Source organism: Streptococcus oralis (assembly GCF_003944215.1).
Taxonomy (GTDB): domain Bacteria; phylum Bacillota; class Bacilli; order Lactobacillales; family Streptococcaceae; genus Streptococcus; species Streptococcus oralis_BI.
In genome coordinates this window covers 62,487-78,846 of sequence record NZ_RJVZ01000009.1, presented here as the reverse complement: position 1 = coordinate 78,846, position 16,360 = coordinate 62,487, and the positions used below count along the sequence as shown (strand labels likewise).

Genomic DNA, 16,360 nt, shown 5'->3' with positions numbered 1-16,360 from the left:
GGATTGATAAGAAGCTCACAGTAGCAGGTTTTTAGTATAAAGGTAGGAATATGAACCGTTTTAAAAAATCAAAATATCTAATCATCGTTTTTGTCACAGTTCTGGCAGTTTCTGTTCTATTAGTGACAACCTATTCAAGCGCTATTGTGACGAAACTAGGAGATGGGATTTCCTTAGTAGATAGAATTGTTCAAAAACCCTTTCAGTGGTTTGATACTTTTAAATCGGATTTGGGACATTTGACGCAGACTTACAATGAAAACGAAAGTCTAAAAAAACAACTCTATCAACTAGAGGTGGAGTCTAATCAATCAGAACGTTTAAAATCAGAGAATGAACAACTACGTCAGTTGCTAGAGATGAAGTCAAAATTACAGGCTACAAAAACCTTAGCAGCAGATGTGATTATGCGAGCTCCAGTGTCTTGGAAGCAAGAGTTAACAATTGATGCGGGAAGTTCAAAAGGAGTTTCTGAAAATATGTTGGTCATCGCTAATGGTGGATTGGTTGGTAGTGTTTCAAAAGTAGAGGAGCATTCAACAACGGTCAACTTATTGACAAACACTGAAAATTCCGACAAAATTTCCGTTAAAATCCTGCATGGTTCTACTGAAATATACGGAATCATCGTTGGTTATGATAAGGAGTCTGAACTGCTTAAAATCAGTCAATTGAATAGTAATAGTGATATCAGTGCTGGAGACAAGGTGACTACAGGGGGGCTTGGAAACTTTAATGTTAAGGATATTCCTGTTGGAGAGGTTGTTGCTACAACTCATAGCAGTGATTATCTAACACGAGAGGTAACAGTAAAGTTAAGTGCTGATACTAAAGATCTTCATGTGGTAGAGTTAGTGGGGAATTAACAATGAGACTGTTAAAACAAGTTGGTATTTTCTTTTTACTTCCTTTTCTTGTGCTAATTGATGCACATATTGGCCAATTAGTAGAATCCTTTTATCCACATTTTCACTTAGCCAGTCATTTCCTGTTTTTATTTCTCTTGTTTGAGACAATTGAGGTATCAGAATACTTCTATCTAGCTTATTGCTGTATAGTAGGTTTGGTGTACGATATTTATTTTTTCCACTTGATAGGAATTTCGACACTTTTATTTATCTTGATAGGTGCCTCACTTCACAAGTTTAATAGTGTGACTTTGTTGAACCGTTGGACGAGAATGTTAACAATAGTTGTGATGAGCTTCCTATTTGATATGGGTAGTTATCTTCTGGCCCTTGCTATGGGACTGACAGTAGAATCAATGCCAGTTTTCATTGTCTACAGTCTTGTCCCATCAATGATTTTAAACTTCTTATGGATGGCGATTTTCCAATACATTTTTGAAAAATATTATCTATAAGAAAGAAATATAAATGTAACAAAGGCGTAATATTTATTATGTCTTTTTTTGGTATACTAGTAATGTCTCAAATAGAAGGAGTATCGACAGAATATGAAGAAAAAAATCTTAGCGTCACTTTTGTTAAGTACAGTATTGGTCTCACAAACGGCAGTATTGACAACCGTTCGTGCAGAAACAACTGATGAAAAAATTGCTGCTCAAGATAATAAAATTAGCAGTTTAACAGCGCAACAACAAGAAGCTCAAAAGCAAGTGGATCAAATCCAAGGTCAAGTTTCAACAATTCAAGCAGAGCAAGCAAGCTTGCAAGCCGAAAATGAAAAATTACAAGCTGAATCTAAAAAACTTGAGGGAGAAATTACAGAGCTTTCTAAAAATATCGTGGCTCGTAATGCTTCTTTAGAAAAACAAGCACGTAGCGCACAGACAAATGGAGCTGCGACTAGCTACATTAATACAATTGTAAACTCAAAATCAATCACAGAAGCCATTTCGCGTGTTGCTGCAATGAGCGAGATTGTATCGGCTAACAACAAAATGTTGGAGCAACAAAAGGCTGATAAAAAAGCAATTTCTGATAAACAAGTAGCCAATAATGAAGCAATCAATACAGTTATTGCTAACCAACAGAAACTGGCTGATGATGCGCAGGCATTGACAACTAAGCAAGCTGAGTTGAAGGTTGCAGAGTTGAATCTTGCTGCTGAAAAAGCTACTGCAGAAGGTGAAAAAGCTAGTTTGCTAGAGAAGAAAGCAGCAGCGGAGGCAGAAGCGCGTGCGGCTGCAGAAGCTGAAGCAGCTTACAGAGCACGTCAAACAAGCCAACAGCAGTCAGTTGTTGCTTCTGGAAACACAAGTTTCTCAGCTCAAGTACAGGCAACATCAACAACTGACGATGAGGATTCAAGCTACACTCCAGCAGCACCTGCGCCAGCGCCTGCTAGACAGCGTCCAACATACAGTACAAATGCTTCAAGCTATCCAACTGGTGAATGTACTTGGGGAGCTAAAACATTAGCACCTTGGGCTGGAGATTACTGGGGTAACGGAGCGCAGTGGGCTACAAGTGCAGCAGCTGCAGGATTTCGTACTGGATCAACTCCACAAGTTGGTGCGATTGCATGTTGGAATGACGGTGGATATGGACACGTAGCGGTTGTTACAGCAGTTTCATCATCAACTAGCATTCAAGTATCAGAATCAAACTATGGTGGAGATCGTACAATCGGTAACAAACGTGGATGGTTCAACCCAACTACAACTTCTGAGGGTTATGTTACTTACATCTATCCAAACTAATGAATGAAACGAAGAGGCTCGATTTGAGTCTCTTTTATTATTTTTTATCGAAAGCAAGGCCGAAATCTATTAAAACCACTTGAAAATATGGCTAAAATGTGATAAAATGAAACTTGTCGTGTAAACGATAATACTCATTCTTGATGAATTGTGAAACTGTTGCCCTCGGGTCGTTTTGCAAGTTGAAGTCGAGGAGAGGAAAAAAACAAAAAGGAGAAATACTCATGGCAGTAATTTCAATGAAACAACTTCTTGAGGCTGGTGTACACTTTGGTCACCAAACTCGTCGCTGGAACCCTAAGATGGCTAAGTACATCTTCACTGAGCGTAACGGAATCCACGTTATCGACTTGCAACAAACTGTAAAATACGCTGACCAAGCATACGACTTTATGCGTGATGCGGCAGCTAACGATGCAGTTGTATTGTTTGTTGGTACTAAAAAACAAGCTGCTGACGCTGTTAAAGAAGAAGCAGAACGTTCAGGTCAATACTACATCAACCACCGTTGGTTGGGTGGAACTCTTACTAACTGGGGAACTATCCAAAAACGTATTGCTCGTTTGAAAGAAATCAAACGTATGGAAGAAGAAGGAATCTTCGACGTTCTTCCTAAGAAAGAAGTTGCACTTCTTAACAAACAACGTGCACGTCTTGAAAAATTCTTGGGTGGTATCGAAGACATGCCTCGTATCCCAGATGTAATGTACGTAGTTGACCCACATAAAGAACAAATCGCTGTTAAAGAAGCTAAAAAATTGGGCATCCCAGTTGTAGCGATGGTTGACACAAACACTGATCCAGACGATATCGATGTAATCATCCCAGCTAACGATGACGCTATCCGCGCTGTTAAATTGATCACAGCTAAATTGGCTGACGCTATCATCGAAGGACGTCAAGGGGAAGATGCAGCAGCCGTTGAAGCAGAATTTGCAGCTTCAGAAGCTCAAGCTGACTCAATCGAAGAAATCGTTGAAGTTGTAGAAGGCGACAACGCTTAATTCATATAAATAGTAATTACCTAGGAGGGCGGGGCCTAGCCCAGCTCTCCTATTTTTAAAAAATATAGGAGAATCAAAATGGCAGAAATTACAGCTAAACTTGTTAAAGAGTTGCGTGAAAAATCTGGTGCCGGTGTTATGGACGCTAAAAAAGCGCTTGTAGAAACAGACGGTGATATCGAAAAAGCGATCGAATTGCTTCGCGAAAAAGGTATGGCGAAGGCAGCTAAGAAAGCTGACCGTGTTGCTGCAGAAGGTTTGACAGGTGTATTTGTTAACGGTAACGTTGCAGCAGTAGTTGAAGTAAACGCTGAAACTGACTTCGTTGCGAAAAACGCTCAATTCGTTGACTTGGTAAACGCAACAGCTAAAGTAATTGCTGAAGGAAAACCAGCTAACAACGAAGAGGCTCTTGCTTTGACAATGCCTTCAGGTGAAACTCTTGAGGCTGCATATGTATCTGCAACAGCAACTATCGGAGAAAAAATCTCATTCCGTCGTTTTGCTTTAATCGAAAAAACAGATACACAACACTTTGGAGCTTACCAACACAACGGTGGCCGTATCGGTGTTATCTCTGTTATTGAAGGTGGAGACGAGGCTCTTGCTAAACAATTGTCAATGCACATTGCAGCGATGAAACCAACAGTTCTTTCTTACAAAGAATTGGATGCTCAATTCGTTAAAGATGAGTTGGCACAATTGAACCACGTCATCGACCAAGACAATGAAAGCCGCGCTATGGTTAACAAACCAGCCCTTCCACACTTGAAATATGGATCAAAAGCACAATTGACTGATGAAGTAATCGCTCAAGCTGAAGCTGACATCAAAGCTGAGTTGGCTGCAGAAGGCAAACCAGAAAAAATCTGGGACAAAATCATCCCAGGTAAAATGGACCGCTTCATGCTTGACAATACTAAAGTTGACCAAGCATACACACTTCTTGCACAAGTCTACATCATGGATGACAGCAAGACAGTTGAAGCTTACCTTGAATCAGTAAATGCTTCAGTAGTTGAGTTCGCTCGCTTTGAAGTTGGTGAAGGTATCGAGAAAGCTGCAAATGACTTCGAAGCTGAAGTTGCAGCTACAATGGCAGCAGCCTTGAATAATTAATAGAAAAGGAAGTGATTTGCTTCCTTTTTCTTTTGGTCTAGAGAGTAGACTCTGTTATGAGTAAACAAAAAGCCCTTTAATAAGGGCTAAGTGCATTTAGGAGACTACACTTCAAATTCATAGAGTGCTGTAGACAAATAACGTTCGCCGTTATCCGGTGCTAAAGCAAGTACTTTCTTACCTGTACCTAATTTTTTGGCAACTTCGATTGCTCCATAAATGGCAGCGGCAGAGGAAATCCCAACAAGGAAGCCTTCTTTTCCGCCAATCTCACGGCCAAGAGCTAGAGCATCATCTGACGTTACGCGGACGATACCATCATAGGCCTTTGTATCAAGTGTTTCAGGAATAAATCCAGCTGAGATGCCTTGAATTTTGTGAGGCCCTGGTTTTTCACCAGATAAGATCGCAGATTCATCTGCTTCTACTGCATAAACTTGAATGTTTGGATTTGCTGCTTTAAGAGCGTGAGAAACACCGGAGATCGTTCCACCGGTACCAACACCACCTACAAAGGCATCTAAACTATCAGAACCGAAAGCAGCTAGAATTTCAGCTCCTGTTGTCCTTTCGTGTACTTCAGGATTAGCTGGATTATTAAATTGGAGCGGAAGGAAGCCGTCACGTTCAGCAGCGATCTCCTGAGCTTTAGCAATAGCTCCTTTCATTCCTTCGCTACCAGGAGTAAGGACGAGTTCAGCACCATAGGCTTGGATAATCTTACGTCGTTCCACACTCATCGTTTCGGGCATGACGATAACAACTTTATATCCCTTAGCAGCACCTACCCAAGAAAGTCCGATACCTGTATTTCCACTCGTTGCTTCAACAATGGTAGCACCTGGTTTTAGAATGCCAGCCTGCTCAGCCTTTTCAATCATGCTAAGGGCAATGCGGTCTTTTACTGACGATCCAGGGTTAAAAGCTTCAAGTTTTACATAAACATCTGCAGCACCTTCTGGAACGATATTGTTGAGTTTAACAATTGGTGTTTGTCCAATTAGTTCAGTGATATTGTTATAAATAGTCATAGATATACCTCTTTGTATAAGATGATACTAGTATAACGTGCTCTAGGCTATTTGTAAAATATAGAAATCCTATCGAAGCGATAGGATTTTTTTATATCAAAGGTCTAAGCCATTAATTTTCAATCGATTGTGATAAGCAAGTTCTAGTAAATAAGTGTAAAGGGGAAGAATATCCGTTTTTTTAGGAAATTCAAATTTGTGGTAACTAAAATGCTCATTATGTGCTTTTAGAAAGACATTCTCTAAATAAGTGATCGTAATCTCACTATCGTCTATACCTGCTCCAGCAGTTTCCATTTCAACATTGACAATGTTCATCAAAAAGATAGATTTCACAGACATCTTGCGACCAGTAGCGCCTTGCTTATCTGTAAAGATGATACGGATATTTGTAAAGATGATTGCGTCGCGAATGAGCTTATATCCACTTTGGATTTCTTCATTCTCTAGTAGGTATTGACCGTATTCTTTGATAAGAGCTTCTTTGTTTTGCTCGCTGAAGTTACCAGCAAGTCCTTGAATAAATTTCCCAAACGCCATGTATTTCTCCTTTGTTTACACCAAGTTTACAGGGACTTCAACTTCTCGTAAACCTTTATCTGTTAAAGTAACCTTTCCATTAAAAAACTCCACAAGAGCAGACTTGATATTTTCTTTCTCTTCCTTATCAACATAAATCATCGTATCGACTTGATCTGTAAAGTTTGTTTCAAGTTCCATAAGATTATGTTCTTTAAGGAAGTTACTGTACTCTTGGTATTGAGCGTAAGACATCTGAATAGCTATGCCAACCTGCTCTTTGATTTCAATAATGCCAATTTCTTTGACTGCCAAGGCTACGCTTCCTGCATAAGCACGAATCAAACCACCAGCACCTAACTTAATCCCCCCAAAGTAGCGAGTAACCACTGCGCAGACATTAGTAAGATTATGATTTTCTAAGACGCCAAGCATTGGGACTCCAGCGGTACCACTAGGCTCGCCATCATCACTCGTACGCTTGATCTCACTGCGTTCCCCTACAATAAAAGCAGAGCAGTTATGGGTGGCTTTGTAGTGTTCTTTTTTGATAGCAGTGATAAAGTCACGAGCCTCTTCTTCACTGTAGACACGCTTGGCGTGACAGATAAAGCGGGATTTTTTGATTTCTTCTTGGACTTGCCTATCCTCTTTAATTGTTCTAAATTCCATGATTTAATTGTACTAAAAAAACACCTAAAGCGCTAGATTTTTACGAATAAAGAAGTATGAAAGTAAATCCAAATTATCTCGGTCGCTTGTTTACTGAGAAAGAATTAACTGAAGAAGAACGTCAGATGGGCGTGAAACTGCCAGCAATGAGAAAAGAGAAGGGGAAACTTTTCTGTCAACGTTGTAATAGTAGTATTCTAGAAGAATGGTATTTGCCTATCGGTGCTTACTATTGTAGGGAGTGTTTACTGATGAAGCGAGTCAGGAGTGATCAAGCTTTATACTATTTTCCGCAGGAGGATTTTCCGAAGCAAGATGTTCTCAAATGGCGTGGTCAGTTAACCCCTTTTCAGGAGAAGGTGTCCGAGGGATTGATTCGAGCAATTGAAAAGAGAGAACCGACCTTAGTTCATGCTGTCACGGGAGCTGGAAAGACAGAGATGATTTATCAAGTTGTAGCCAAAGTGATTGATGATGGTGGTGCAGTTTGTTTGGCAAGTCCTCGAATTGATGTATGTTTGGAACTGTATAAGCGACTGCAGAATGACTTTGCTTGCGATATAGCACTGCTCCATGGCGAATCAGAGCCCTATTTTCGAACCCCCCTAGTAGTTGCAACAACTCACCAGCTGTTAAAATTTCATCATGCTTTTGATTTGTTGATAGTGGATGAAGTAGATGCCTTTCCTTATGTTGACAATCCTGTGCTTTATTACGCTGTAAACCAATGTGTAAAGGAGGAGGGGTTAAAGATATTCCTTACAGCGACTTCTACAGATGAGTTAGATAAGATGGTTCGCATAGGAGAATTAAAAAGGTTGAGCTTGCCAAGACGATTTCATGGAAATCCATTGATCATTCCAAAGCCAGTTTGGTTATCAGATTTTAATCGTTATTTAGATAAGAGTCAGTTGTCACCTAAGTTAAAGACCTCTATTGAGATGCAGAGAAGAACAGGTTATCCGTTGTTAATCTTTGCATCAGAAATTAAAAAAGGCGAGAAACTAAAAGAAATATTGCAGGAACAGTTTCCAAATGAAGATATCGGCTTTGTGTCCTCTGTCACAGAAAATCGATTAGAGCAAGTGCAAGCTTTTCGAGATGGAGAGTTGACGATACTTATCAGTACGACAATTTTAGAGCGTGGAGTTACCTTCCCTTGTGTGGATGTTTTCGTTGTAGAAGCTAATCATCGTCTCTTTACCAAGTCTAGCTTGATTCAGATTGGTGGGCGAGTTGGGCGTAGTATGGACAGACCAACTGGTGAGTTGCTCTTCTTTCATGATGGATTAAATACTTCCATCAAAAAGGCAATCAAGGAAATCAAGCAGATGAACAAGGAGGCGGGATTATGAATTGTTTATTATGTGGCCAGTCAACAAAGAGTGACTTGACATTTAGTCACCTCTTACTGTTTAAGAATAAGCACAACTATCTTTGCTCAGCTTGTGATTCTACTTTTGAGAAGATTGGTGAAGACTATTGTCCAAGCTGCATGAAAAGAGGGTTGTCAACCACGTGTCAAGATTGTAAACTTTGGTGTGAAGATGGGATTCAAGTTAGCCATAAAGCGATATTTACCTATAATCAAGCTATGAAAGGCTTCTTTAGTCGATATAAGTTTGATGGGGATTTTCTACTTAGAAAGGTTTTTGCTCCTGTTCTTGCTAATGAGTTGAAAAAGTATGGAGACTATGAATTTGTGGTAATTCCTCTAAGTCCCGAAAGATTGCTTGAGAGGGGATTTAATCAGGTTGAAGGTTTGGTTGAGGCAACAGGATTATACTTTCAAGACTTATTAGGGAAAAGAGAAGAGAAAGCTAGTTCTTCTAAGAATCGCTCGGAAAGATTAGCTACTGAAATTCCCTTTTATATCAAAACGGAAGCCCCTCTTCCTAAGAAGATTTTGCTCATTGATGACATCTATACGACAGGGGCGACTATCAATCGTGTGAAAAGGCTTTTTGAAGAGGCAGGTGTTTTGGAAGTCAAAACTTTTTCTCTTGTAAGATAAGGAAAAAATTTGCAAAATGAAAATGAAAGCGTTATAATATAGTTAGAAAAATAAAAATGTTTAGAAAGAAGGTACTTATATGATTAAATATAGTATCCGTGGTGAAAACCTAGAAGTAACAGAAGCAATTCGCAATTATGTAGTTTCTAAACTCGAAAAGATCGAAAAATATTTTCAACCTGAACAAGAGTTGGATGCACGTGTCAACTTGAAAGTTTACCGTGAAAAAACAGCAAAAGTTGAAGTAACAATTCCACTTGGCTCAATTACTCTTCGTGCAGAAGATATTTCTCAAGATATGTATGGTTCTATTGATCTTGTAACAGATAAAATTGAACGCCAGATTCGCAAAAATAAAACAAAAATCGAACGCAAGAATAAAAATAAAGTTGCAACAAGCCAACTCTTTACAGATGCTCTAGTTGAAGATGCAAATGTTGTGCAGCCAAAAGTGGTTCGTTCAAAACAAATTGATTTGAAGCCAATGGATTTAGAAGAAGCCCTTCTTCAAATGGATTTATTAGGACATGATTTCTTTATCTATGTAGATGTTGAAGATCAAACAACAAATGTTTTGTATCGTCGTGAAGATGGTGAAGTTGGTTTGCTTGAAGTAAAAGAATCATAAAATAGAATTTTTAAAGTGGTTTACACCAGTGTAAACCACTTTTGTATTGCATTATTATAAGAGGTATAATTGGAGATAGTCATGAAAGACGTGGTGATTGTTTCGGCGGTGCGAACTCCTTTAGGTTCCTTTGGTGGGAGCTTAAAGAATGTTTCTGCTGTTGATTTGGGCTCTTTGGTCATTAAGAGCGCTTTGGAAAAAGCGAATATTAAACCAGAGCAGGTAGATGAAGTGATTATGGGGAATGTCCTAGGCGCAGGTTTAGGCCAAAACGTGGCTCGCCAAATGAGCATTCAAGCGGGGCTCCCTGAATTTACACCAGCCTTTACCATTAATAAGGTTTGTGGTTCTGGGTTAAAGGCAGTTCAGTTAGCTGCTCAAGCGATTCAGTGCGGCGATGCAGATATTGTCGTGGCTGGTGGTGCAGAAAATATGAGTCAGGCTCCATATGTTTTGCCAAACTTCCGTTGGGGCGGCCGTATGGGCGATTCGAAAGTTGTAGATACCATGATTAAGGACGGTTTGTCTGATGCCTTTAACGAATACCATATGGGGATTACAGCCGAGAATGTGGCCGAAGAATATGGTATTAGCCGGGATGATCAAGATGCTCTTGCTTTGGAATCACAAAAACGAGCAGTAGCGGCTATAGAATCTGGACGCTTTAAGGAAGAGATTGTTCCAGTGGTCATTCCTCAACGCAAAGGCGATCCTATCGTCTTTGATACAGATGAATTTCCTAGAAAAGATGCTAGCTTGGAGAGTTTATCTAAGCTACGTCCTGTTTTCAAAAAAGACGGTTCTGTTACGGCGGGTAATGCATCAGGTATCAATGACGGAGCAGCGGCTGTCTTGGTCATGAGTGCTGAAAAAGCTAAAGAATTAGGACTTCCAGTGATTGCTCGCATTCATTCGTATGCAAGTGCAGGTTTGGATCCTAAGATGATGGGATGTGGGCCGATTTATGCAACTCGCAAGGCTCTTGAAAAAGGCAATTTGACAGTTGATGATCTTGACTTGATTGAGTCAAATGAAGCCTTTGCCGCTCAGGCTTGTGCGGTTGGGAAAACACTTGGCTTTAACACAGATATTGTCAATGTCAATGGTGGTGCGATTGCTCTTGGTCACCCAATTGGAGCTTCAGGCTGCCGTATCTTAGTGACTCTGGTACATGAGATGATGAAACGTGATGCCAAAACTGGTTTAGCAACTCTCTGTATCGGGGGAGGGATGGGAACAGCCCTCATCGTTGAACGTTAGATGCTAGTAATCTTAGTGCAGGAGGATAATGAGCTGCATTAAAACCATAAAAAAATCAATAAGGAAAAGGAGGCTTACCACTTTTTAAAGGTCGCTTTTTAAGGTCTTTTGTGATATAATAATGCGCAAGAGGTTTAGAATGAAAAAAAATAATTTAACTCCGATTTCTGCGGTTCTACTAGGGATTGCAACTTTCGGAACCTTAACAATGCTGATTATTTTTTCACAAAATAATGTTGTAACAATCAGTGCCTTGTTTTTATTTGTACTTCTTTATCTGCTTTTATTCGTATGGCAAAAAAAACAGTATGAAAAGAGCGAAATTGAACAAATCCAATACGTAAACCATCAAGCGGAAGATAGCTTGAACACGCTGCTTGATCAAATGCCAGTTGGTGTTCTGAAATTAGACTTATCTAGTGGCGAAGTCGAATGGTTTAATCCTTATGCTGAGTTGATTTTGACGACTGAAGAAGGCGAAATTGATGTTGACTTGATTCAAACCATTATCAAGGCTTCTGTGGGGAACCCTGGTTCTTATGCTACCCTAGGGGAAACACGCTATGCCGTTCATATGGACAAGGCTTCAGGTGTCCTGTATTTCTTTGACGTTTCAGGGGAATACGAAGCAACTGTCGAATTGGTAACCAGTCGACCAGTGATCGGGGTTATCTCGGTAGACAACTACGATGATCTAGAAGATGCAACCTCCGAATCGGATATCAGTCATATCAATAGTTTTGTGGCAAATTTTGTTTCAGAATTTGCTAGTAAGTATGCTATGTTTTCTCGGCGTGTGGGTATGGATCGATTTTATCTATTTACTGATTACACAGTTCTTGAGGGCTTGATGAATGATAAATTCTCTGTGATTGATGACTTTCGTGAGGAGGCAAAACAGAGACAGTTGCCATTGACCTTGAGCATGGGCTTTTCTTATGGTGATGGAAATCATGATGAGATAGGGAAAGTTGCTTTAAGGAACTTGAACTTAGCTGAGGTTCGTGGTGGGGACCAAGTGGTTGTCAAGGAAAATGATGAGACCAAGAACCCAATCTATTTTGGTGGTGGTTCCGCAGCCTCTGTTAAGAGAACGAGAACACGTACGAGGGCGATGATGACAGCTATTTCAGATAAGATTCGCAGTGTGGATCAGGTATTTATAGTTGGTCATAAGAATCTGGATATGGATGCCTTGGGGTCTGCGGTTGGCATGCAGTTGTTTGCGAGCAATATCACTGAAAATAGCTATGCTGTTTATGATGCAGAACAAATGTCGCCAGACATTGAGCGCGCCGTCAAATTCTTGGGGAAAGAAGGAGTCACTAAACTCTTGCCTCTTACAAATGCGATGAAGTTAGTCACAAATCGTTCGTTGTTGATTTTAGTGGATCATTCGAAGACAGCTTTGACTTTATCGAAAGATTTTTACGAACTGTTTACTCAAACCATTGTCATTGACCATCATAGACGTGATCAGGACTTCCCTGAGAATGCCGTTATAACATATATTGAGAGTGGGGCAAGCAGTGCGAGTGAGTTGGTAACAGAATTGATTCAGTTCCAAAATTCTAAGAAAAATCGTTTGAGTCGTATGCAGGCTAGTGTTTTGATGGCTGGTATGATGCTGGATACCAAGAATTTCACATCTCGCGTGACGAGTAGAACCTTTGATGTAGCTAGCTACCTCAGAACACGTGGAAGCGATAGTATTGCTATTCAGGAGATTGCTGCGACAGATTTCGAAGAATACCGCGAGGTAAATGAACTCATTTTACAAGGTCGTAAGTTGGGGTCAGATATCTTGATTGCCCAAGCTAAGGACTCAACGACTTATGACACAGTTGTTATCAGTAAGGCTGCCGATGCTATGTTGGCTATGTCTGGTATTGAGGCTAGCTTCGTTCTGGCAAAAAATACACAAGGATTTATCTCTATCTCGGCTCGAAGTCGTAGTAAAATCAATGTGCAACGCATTATGGAAGAGCTGGGTGGTGGAGGTCACTTTAACCTAGCTGCTGCGCAAATCGAGAATATGAGTCTGTCAGAAGCAGGAGAAAAATTGACTCAACTTATTTTAGATGAATTAAAAGAAAAGGAGAAAGAAGAATGAAAGTAATCTTTTTAGCAGATGTCAAAGGAAAAGGGAAAAAAGGCGAAATCAAGGAAGTGCCAACTGGCTACGCTCAAAACTTCCTGATTAAAAAGAATTTGGCCAAGGAAGCAACTGCTCAAGCAGTGGGTGAATTGCGTGGAAAACAAAAATCAGAAGAAAAGGCTCATGCTGAAATGATTGCTGAAGCAAAAGCCATCAAGGCCAAGCTTGAAGCAGAAGAGACTGTTGTAGAGTTTGTTGAAAAAGTTGGACCAGATGGCCGTACATTTGGCTCCATCACCAACAAGAAAATTGCAGAAGAATTGCAAAAGCAATTCGGAATCAATATTGATAAACGTCACATTCAAGTAAAAGCACCAATTCGAGCAGTAGGTTTGATTGATGTACCAGTAAAAATCTACCAAGATGTTACAAGCGTCATCAATCTTCGTGTAAAAGAAGGTTAAGTTTACAACATCTTGACAAGATTGTAAAAGGAAGGAAAGTCGGATGGCAGAAGTAGAGGAACTGCGAGTTCAACCTCAGGATATTTTGGCAGAGCAATCTGTTCTGGGGGCTATTTTTATAGATGAGAGCAAGCTCGTTTTTGTCCGAGAATACATTGATTCTCGAGACTTCTTTAAGTATGCTCATCGGTTGATTTTCCAAGCGATGGTAGATTTGTCGGATCGTGGGGAAGCGATTGATGCGACGACGGTTCGGACAATTTTGGATAGCCAAGGGGATCTCCAAAATATTGGTGGCTTATCCTATCTTGTTGAAATTGTCAACTCTGTACCAACTTCAGCCAACGCGGAGTATTACGCTAAAATCGTTGCAGAAAAGGCTATGCTACGTCGCTTGATTTCCAAGTTGACAGACTCTGTCAACCAAGCCTATGAGGCTTCTAAGCCTGCAGATGAAATCATCGCTCATGCTGAAAAGGGACTCATTGATGTTAGCGAAAACGCCAATCGTAATGGGTTCAAGAATATCCGAGATATTCTAAATATCAACTTTGGGAACCTAGAGGTTCGGTCACAACAAACAACGGATATCACTGGTATTGCGACGGGCTACCGTGATTTGGATCATATGACGACAGGTCTCCATGAGGAGGAACTGATTATTATAGCAGCTCGTCCTGCTGTCGGTAAAACAGCCTTTGCTTTAAACATTGCTCAGAATATCGGAACCAAGTTAGACAAGACTGTAGCTATCTTTTCACTGGAAATGGGTGCGGAAAGTCTAGTAGATCGTATGTTGGCAGCCGAAGGTTTGGTGGAGTCACATTCTATCCGTACGGGTCAATTGACTGATGAGGAGTGGCAAAAGTATACCATTGCTCAAGGGAATCTAGCCAATGCGAGTATCTATATCGATGATACACCAGGGATTCGGATTACGGAAATTCGTTCGCGCTCACGCAAACTGGCTCAAGAAACAGGCAATCTAGGCTTGATTTTGATCGACTATTTGCAGCTTATCACAGGGACTGGTCGTGAAAACCGCCAACAAGAAGTTTCTGAAATTTCTCGTCAGTTAAAAATCCTAGCTAAGGAGCTAAAGGTTCCAGTCATTGCTCTTAGTCAGTTATCTCGTGGAGTGGAACAGCGTCAGGATAAGAGACCAGTCTTGTCTGATATTCGTGAATCGGGTTCTATCGAGCAGGATGCGGATATCGTAGCCTTTCTATACCGTGACGACTACTATGATCGTGCGGGTGAAGAAGAGGAAGGAATTCCAAATAACAAGGTAGAGGTTATCATCGAGAAAAACCGTAGTGGAGCTCGCGGAACGGTGGAATTGATTTTCCAAAAAGAATACAATAAATTTTCAAGTATCTCAAAGAGGGAGGCATAAGATGTCAGATGCATTTACAGATGTAGCCAAGATGAAAAAAATCAAAGAAGAAATCAAGGCACATGAGGGACAAGTCGTAGAAATGACTTTGGAGAATGGCCGTAAGCGCCAAAAAAATAGACTAGGTAAGCTAATTGAAGTTTATCCGTCTCTATTTATCGTTGAATTTGGGGATGTTGAGGGAGACAAACAAGCCAACATCTATGTTGAATCCTTCACCTACTCAGATATCTTGACAGAGAAGAACTTGATTCGCTATCTAGACCAAGAATCCTAAAATGAAGTGAGCTTTGCTCACTTTTTTCTTTTTCTCCCGAATAGTATAAAGGAGGGTAACCTCGGAAATTTATATTATTAAGGAGAATGAATGACGTTTTTAAAATCAGAAGTTAAGAAGAGTGGATATACTCAGTTGGGTGTAGGGCTGGCTACTTTGTTGGTTACGAGTGCTTTTTTGTTTGGTGGTGAATCGGTTCAGGCTGACAGTGTAGCGCGTGGTGATGACTACCCGCTTCACTATAAAAATGGCAGTGTGGAAATCGACCAGTGGCGGATGTATTCTCGCCAGTGTACCTCTTTTGCGGCCTTTCGTTTGAGTAGTGTAAATGGCTTTGAGATCCCGCCTGCCTACGGAAATGCGAATGAATGGGGACACCGCGCAAGAAGAGAAGGTTACCGTGTTGATAGCAAGCCAGAAATTGGCTCTATCGCTTGGTCGACAGAAGGTTATTATGGGCATGTGGCCTGGGTATCAAATGTATCAGGGGATACGATTGAGATCGAAGAATATAACTATGGTGTTAGGGAAAAATACAATCGCAGAAGCGTAAAAGCTAGTTCTATGACAGGCTTTATCCATTTTAAGGACTTGGTAGGGAATGATGATAGAACTGGAAGTCCTATAGGATCAGGGTTGGCATCTAGTGGGACTCATACGTTTACTCAAAAGTCTGCCATTCGAAACCAGCCGTCAAGTACAGCACAAGTTATTGACTACTACTATCCTGGTGAAAATGTTAGCTACGATCAAATCGTAGAAAAGGACGGTTATAAGTGGCTTAGTTACCTGTCCTATAGTGGAATGAGGAGATACGTCCAGTATATGGAGACAGAATCGGTGGAGAATGGTTGGAAGAAGCAAAACGGTATTTGGAATTACCGTGAGAACGGGAAACTCGCAACTGGTTGGAAGAAAATAAATGGCAGTTGGTATCACTTCAAAGAAAATGGAACCATGTCAACAGGTTGGGTGAAGGATGGCTCGCATTGGTATTATCTAAAGGCATCAGGGGAGATGCAGACAGGTTGGCTCAAGGAAAATGGAACATGGTATTATCTGGAGAGTTCAGGGGCTATGAAGTCTAGCCAGTGGTTCCAAGTAGGAGGAAAGTATTACTACGTCAATGCTTCAGGGGCTTTAGCAGTGAATACCACTGTGGATGGCTATCGAGTGGATAGTAATGGAGCTAGAATCTAGAAAGAATATAAAA

At 40.6% G+C, this 16,360-nt stretch carries 17 protein-coding genes; 14 read left to right on the top strand and 3 right to left on the bottom strand.

The window, feature by feature from the left end; translation table 11 throughout:
- Window positions 1-50 precede the first annotated feature (50 nt).
- From mreC to tsf, 5 genes are all read left to right on the top strand, one after another.
- Complete coding sequence (mreC, locus tag D8804_RS06515; protein WP_125399219.1) at window positions 51-866, top strand: rod shape-determining protein MreC; 816 nt, start codon at window positions 51-53, stop codon at window positions 864-866.
- A gap of 2 nt (window positions 867-868) precedes the next feature.
- Complete coding sequence (mreD, locus tag D8804_RS06510) at window positions 869-1,363, top strand: rod shape-determining protein MreD (RefSeq protein WP_125399218.1); 495 nt, start codon at window positions 869-871, stop codon at window positions 1,361-1,363.
- 93 nt (window positions 1,364-1,456) lie between these two features.
- On the top strand, window positions 1,457-2,665 hold the full coding sequence (gene pcsB, locus D8804_RS06505) for a peptidoglycan hydrolase PcsB (protein WP_125399217.1): 1,209 nt from the start codon (window positions 1,457-1,459) through the stop codon (window positions 2,663-2,665).
- A 224-nt stretch (window positions 2,666-2,889) separates the two neighbouring features.
- A complete protein-coding gene (rpsB, locus tag D8804_RS06500) occupies window positions 2,890-3,669 on the top strand; it encodes a 30S ribosomal protein S2 (RefSeq protein WP_000268475.1) in 780 nt (259 codons plus the stop codon).
- 78 nt (window positions 3,670-3,747) lie between these two features.
- Window positions 3,748-4,788: a translation elongation factor Ts gene (gene tsf / locus D8804_RS06495; RefSeq protein WP_125399216.1), complete on the top strand. Its 1,041-nt coding sequence runs from the start codon at window positions 3,748-3,750 to the stop codon at window positions 4,786-4,788.
- Window positions 4,789-4,892: 104 nt separating this feature from the next.
- On the opposite strand, the gene cysK is transcribed toward tsf, so the two are convergent.
- The 3 genes from cysK to D8804_RS06480 all read right to left on the bottom strand — a co-directional run bounded on the left by cysK (window position 4,893) and on the right by D8804_RS06480 (window position 7,010).
- Window positions 4,893-5,819: a cysteine synthase A gene (cysK, locus tag D8804_RS06490; protein WP_125399215.1), complete on the bottom strand. Its 927-nt coding sequence runs from the start codon at window positions 5,817-5,819 to the stop codon at window positions 4,893-4,895.
- Between the two features lie 96 nt (window positions 5,820-5,915).
- Window positions 5,916-6,359 (bottom strand): PH domain-containing protein, encoded by a 444-nt coding sequence (locus tag D8804_RS06485; RefSeq protein ID WP_125399214.1) that lies wholly within the window; start codon window positions 6,357-6,359, stop codon window positions 5,916-5,918.
- Window positions 6,360-6,374: 15 nt separating this feature from the next.
- Window positions 6,375-7,010: a YigZ family protein gene (locus D8804_RS06480; protein ID WP_125399213.1), complete on the bottom strand. Its 636-nt coding sequence runs from the start codon at window positions 7,008-7,010 to the stop codon at window positions 6,375-6,377.
- 56 nt (window positions 7,011-7,066) lie between these two features.
- Here D8804_RS06480 and D8804_RS06475 point away from each other — a divergent pair, with 56 nt between their 5' ends.
- The 9 genes from D8804_RS06475 (at window position 7,067) to D8804_RS06435 (ending at window position 16,347) form a co-directional block, all read left to right on the top strand.
- On the top strand, window positions 7,067-8,365 hold the full coding sequence (locus tag D8804_RS06475) for an ATP-dependent helicase ComFA (RefSeq protein ID WP_125399212.1): 1,299 nt from the start codon (window positions 7,067-7,069) through the stop codon (window positions 8,363-8,365).
- The gene (locus tag D8804_RS06470) at window positions 8,362-9,024 is read left to right on the top strand and encodes a ComF family protein (protein ID WP_125399211.1); all 663 of its coding nucleotides are present in this window, start codon (window positions 8,362-8,364) and stop codon (window positions 9,022-9,024) included. The genes D8804_RS06475 and D8804_RS06470 overlap by 4 nt, the downstream gene beginning before the upstream one ends.
- Window positions 9,025-9,103: 79 nt before the next feature.
- A complete protein-coding gene (gene hpf, locus D8804_RS06465; protein ID WP_000599119.1) occupies window positions 9,104-9,652 on the top strand; it encodes a ribosome hibernation-promoting factor, HPF/YfiA family in 549 nt (182 codons plus the stop codon).
- A gap of 81 nt (window positions 9,653-9,733) precedes the next feature.
- Window positions 9,734-10,912 carry an acetyl-CoA C-acetyltransferase gene (locus D8804_RS06460; protein ID WP_125399210.1) on the top strand — a complete coding sequence of 393 codons (1,179 nt, stop codon included), beginning with the start codon at window positions 9,734-9,736 and terminating at the stop codon, window positions 10,910-10,912.
- A 139-nt stretch (window positions 10,913-11,051) separates the two neighbouring features.
- Entirely contained in the window at window positions 11,052-13,025 is a 1,974-nt protein-coding gene (locus tag D8804_RS06455; protein WP_125399209.1) for a DHH family phosphoesterase, read from the top strand.
- Window positions 13,022-13,474 (top strand): 50S ribosomal protein L9, encoded by a 453-nt coding sequence (rplI, locus tag D8804_RS06450; protein WP_000864212.1) that lies wholly within the window; start codon window positions 13,022-13,024, stop codon window positions 13,472-13,474. The genes D8804_RS06455 and rplI overlap by 4 nt, the downstream gene beginning before the upstream one ends.
- A gap of 43 nt (window positions 13,475-13,517) precedes the next feature.
- Entirely contained in the window at window positions 13,518-14,870 is a 1,353-nt protein-coding gene (dnaB, locus tag D8804_RS06445) for a replicative DNA helicase (RefSeq protein ID WP_125399208.1), read from the top strand.
- Between the two features lies 1 nt (window position 14,871).
- Complete coding sequence (locus D8804_RS06440; protein WP_125399207.1) at window positions 14,872-15,147, top strand: Veg family protein; 276 nt, start codon at window positions 14,872-14,874, stop codon at window positions 15,145-15,147.
- A 90-nt stretch (window positions 15,148-15,237) separates the two neighbouring features.
- Window positions 15,238-16,347 carry an N-acetylmuramoyl-L-alanine amidase family protein gene (locus D8804_RS06435; RefSeq protein WP_125399206.1) on the top strand — a complete coding sequence of 370 codons (1,110 nt, stop codon included), beginning with the start codon at window positions 15,238-15,240 and terminating at the stop codon, window positions 16,345-16,347.
- Window positions 16,348-16,360 lie beyond the last annotated feature (13 nt).

Excerpts from the sequence above, each read along its gene's own strand:
- mreC (WP_125399219.1), top strand. The coding sequence starts at position 51 with ATGAACCGTTTTAAAAAATCAAAATATCTAATCATCGTTTTTGTCACA.
- mreD (WP_125399218.1), top strand. The coding sequence starts at position 869 with ATGAGACTGTTAAAACAAGTTGGTATTTTCTTTTTACTTCCTTTTCTT.
- pcsB (WP_125399217.1), top strand. The coding sequence starts at position 1,457 with ATGAAGAAAAAAATCTTAGCGTCACTTTTGTTAAGTACAGTATTGGTC.
- rpsB (WP_000268475.1), top strand. The coding sequence starts at position 2,890 with ATGGCAGTAATTTCAATGAAACAACTTCTTGAGGCTGGTGTACACTTT.
- tsf (WP_125399216.1), top strand. The coding sequence starts at position 3,748 with ATGGCAGAAATTACAGCTAAACTTGTTAAAGAGTTGCGTGAAAAATCT.
- cysK (WP_125399215.1), bottom strand. The coding sequence starts at position 5,819 with ATGACTATTTATAACAATATCACTGAACTAATTGGACAAACACCAATT.
- D8804_RS06485 (WP_125399214.1), bottom strand. The coding sequence starts at position 6,359 with ATGGCGTTTGGGAAATTTATTCAAGGACTTGCTGGTAACTTCAGCGAG.
- D8804_RS06480 (WP_125399213.1), bottom strand. The coding sequence starts at position 7,010 with ATGGAATTTAGAACAATTAAAGAGGATAGGCAAGTCCAAGAAGAAATC.
- D8804_RS06475 (WP_125399212.1), top strand. The coding sequence starts at position 7,067 with ATGAAAGTAAATCCAAATTATCTCGGTCGCTTGTTTACTGAGAAAGAA.
- D8804_RS06470 (WP_125399211.1), top strand. The coding sequence starts at position 8,362 with ATGAATTGTTTATTATGTGGCCAGTCAACAAAGAGTGACTTGACATTT.
- hpf (WP_000599119.1), top strand. The coding sequence starts at position 9,104 with ATGATTAAATATAGTATCCGTGGTGAAAACCTAGAAGTAACAGAAGCA.
- D8804_RS06460 (WP_125399210.1), top strand. The coding sequence starts at position 9,734 with ATGAAAGACGTGGTGATTGTTTCGGCGGTGCGAACTCCTTTAGGTTCC.
- D8804_RS06455 (WP_125399209.1), top strand. The coding sequence starts at position 11,052 with ATGAAAAAAAATAATTTAACTCCGATTTCTGCGGTTCTACTAGGGATT.
- rplI (WP_000864212.1), top strand. The coding sequence starts at position 13,022 with ATGAAAGTAATCTTTTTAGCAGATGTCAAAGGAAAAGGGAAAAAAGGC.
- dnaB (WP_125399208.1), top strand. The coding sequence starts at position 13,518 with ATGGCAGAAGTAGAGGAACTGCGAGTTCAACCTCAGGATATTTTGGCA.
- D8804_RS06440 (WP_125399207.1), top strand. The coding sequence starts at position 14,872 with ATGTCAGATGCATTTACAGATGTAGCCAAGATGAAAAAAATCAAAGAA.
- D8804_RS06435 (WP_125399206.1), top strand. The coding sequence starts at position 15,238 with ATGACGTTTTTAAAATCAGAAGTTAAGAAGAGTGGATATACTCAGTTG.